A 2,349-nucleotide genomic window follows, 5' to 3' on the forward strand; every position below is an offset into this window, starting at 1 on the left:
ATGTTTCTTTTATCGTTGGTTTATATCCTGATAAGGAATGGTTGTCTTTATTGCGTTTTAAGGATTTGTCTGCATCAAGGTAGATGTCTTTTAATGAGGCCGTCTCTTTTATTTGTGTAAAATCAAACCAATCCCAACAACATACCCTTTTAGCGCCTTCGCCATTCACTAACATCCAACCTCTATTCGGTCGGTTTTTATCATCAAGTACATCAATTTTTAACCACACATTATTTTTCGCATCAATTGCCCGATTGTCGCTAGTATAAATCACCTTTCTACTTTCTTCACGCCACCGTGTTTAAAATTACACTTCATGCTTTAACCTAGAAAACACAAAAAACCACAATAAAATCAATATCTTTTCTGACTTATTGTTGATCATCTATCGTTTTTTATCATAGATGAATTTTCTACTTTTGGGCTGTACTATTTTAGGAGTAGTTACATCTTGTTTTTTAATTCCATATAGGTTCAAATATTAAAGGTTCTACGCTGTCATTTTCACATTTAAGAAATGTAATATTCTCGTCATTCTTTTTTATTAAAATTCCTGCATTTTCAGGATATGTATTTACTTCATAATTCCAAATATTTTTTTTAAAAACTAATGAATTTATTAAGACTTTCTGATCTAAAATTTCTTTCCGTAACTCTAATTCTATTTTGTTTTTATTACCATATCTGTATATTAAATCACTTTTATCAAAATAATTATAACAAATGGATAATTGCTTATTTCCTATTTGACAACCAAAGGCATCCATTTCAATTAGGTTTTTATTATATGTACATAAAGAATGATCTTTAAAAAAGATTTTTTGTCTATAGAAATTACTTAAGTCTGGATATTCTGATAGCTTCACTAAAAATTGATTTATTTCATATTTTGAAACATTCTGTTTAAATTTATCAGCTAAAATAAACAGAAAACCCTCATAATAATTTAAAGTATATTCCCTCAAAATATTTTTTTTATTTAATAAAAATATGTTGTCTATAATTTTATTAGCTTCATCACTTCTATTTTCAATATAAGGTTCACCAATTATGTTTCCCATACGTCTTTCAAACGTGATTTTCCCCAATAAAAATAATTTATTATTTTTAATAGTCAAATATGTTATCGTTAAAGGAGAATTTCCTGTATCGGCTTCAGCAATACCAAACACTCCTAGTTTAGAATAGAACATTTTTCTACTGGAATATTCATTATCACTAACATTATTTTTATAAGTATATAATTGGTTATCAACTTTAATAGTTAATAATTGATATCCTATATAATCTATTGGTTCAGTTTTAGAATATGAACAATATTGGTATTTTAAATTCATATGACTACCAGAAAAAGTAGTTACATTTACTTCTTCAAATGAGTCTTCATCACATTTTGTTGTATTAGCAAATGCAAAATTTGCTAATAGTACACTGAATATAATTATTTTCTTCATTTATAATTCCAATATTTTACTTGTTTATAGCTTTTCATAGATTTCTTTTATAAGAACATCATAATTATTCTTTTTATAGCCACTTCCATTATAATACAAAGCAAATGAATCCCATTTTTTTGACTTTAATGCTTCCAAGGCATTTTTATTCTTCAATAAATAACCTTTTAATGTAATTAAATGATTTTTTTCTGAATGACTAATTTTATATAGAATATCTTCAATATTTAATTTGTCTGAATGCATATTCGCTCCCATAACTTGAAATTTTCCCCAAGAAGCAGACATTAGCGCTTCTCTAGGTGATAAAGCATATGCTTTTATTAATCGTTCATATTGTTTTGCATAGGAACCATATTTAGTAAATGAAGATTTATTTGATATATCGGGATCATCATCATATTTACCATTAGTTAATTTGTGAAAATAATGTCTCTCAAATAATATTTTAGGAACATGATCCCCTAAATGGGTATAAAAACTCTGATCCTTTGTTTCTTTTATACCTACAGCTTTAAGTGCTTTTGATTCACATCCTAATTCATTTGCGACTTCTTCATAATCTGCGTCTGTTAATAAATCCATATTTTTTCTTTGATTTAAAAAAACAAGTTCATATTCATTTTGGTCTAATAAAATAATTGGATGTTTTTTTACAGATAAATTCATCATAGCAACAGGATGGATAAACCATGCCTTGCCGTCAGCACTAAGCGTGGCCGGTGGGGTGGTGTCTGTTGCGGTGGTTGTAGCGGTTGTGGCATTGGTTGCCTCGCCATTTTCTGGTTGCGTGTCGTTTTGTTGGTTTAGCTTCGCTAAGCCTTTAGCTACATCATCCCACCATAACATCTTTTTTATCTTCTCTTTGGTCTTTTCCCAAGCTGTTACTTGTTTT

At 28.4% G+C, this 2,349-nt stretch carries 3 protein-coding genes; all 3 read right to left on the minus strand.

Annotation, left to right across the window (positions count from 1 at the left end):
- A partial coding sequence (locus tag GQ594_RS11785) for a hypothetical protein (protein ID WP_160413156.1) occupies positions 1-274 on the minus strand: 274 nt, incomplete at its 3' end.
- A gap of 184 nt (positions 275-458) precedes the next feature.
- Positions 459-1,454: a hypothetical protein gene (locus tag GQ594_RS11790; protein ID WP_160413158.1), complete on the minus strand. Its 996-nt coding sequence runs from the start codon at positions 1,452-1,454 to the stop codon at positions 459-461.
- 24 nt (positions 1,455-1,478) lie between these two features.
- Positions 1,479-2,349, minus strand: an 871-nt coding sequence (locus GQ594_RS11795) for an N-acetylmuramidase domain-containing protein (protein ID WP_160413160.1), incomplete at its 5' end; no start/stop codon positions are given.

Source organism: Gilliamella sp. Pra-s52 (assembly GCF_009795805.1).
Classification (GTDB): Bacteria; Pseudomonadota; Gammaproteobacteria; order Enterobacterales; family Orbaceae; genus Gilliamella.